Genomic DNA, 302 nt, shown 5'->3' on the forward strand with positions numbered 1-302 from the left:
TACCGGTTCTTTACCCACTCTTTCGAGCGGCAATTTCGTCCAGCGTTATATTTATATTTTATACCGTTGAATTCCTGAAAGTCAAATCAATTATTTGTGATTTGAATCGGTATTCTTGGTTCCCATTAATTTCGCTTTATCCACAGTGACCTGTGTAAAACTCTTGATTTTCTGGGGATTATCACCGAATTTTGTACCGGTTTTTGTTCCGGCCTTGTTTCGGCGACAGATAAAAACTATACACAGATTTGCGGGATGTTTCAAATCGGGAGGCCCTTTTCCGAGGTGACCGTGCACACAGG

Annotated in this window: 1 protein-coding gene; it reads right to left on the bottom strand. The window is 41.4% G+C overall.

The window, feature by feature from the left end:
• Positions 1-90: 90 nt before the first annotated feature.
• The coding region (locus tag ACT3TP_RS18800) for a hypothetical protein (RefSeq protein WP_444621302.1) at positions 91-302 on the bottom strand (212 nt) is incomplete at its 5' end.

The organism is Glutamicibacter sp. AOP38-B1-38, from assembly GCF_052377485.1.
Taxonomy (GTDB): domain Bacteria; phylum Actinomycetota; class Actinomycetes; order Actinomycetales; family Micrococcaceae; genus Glutamicibacter.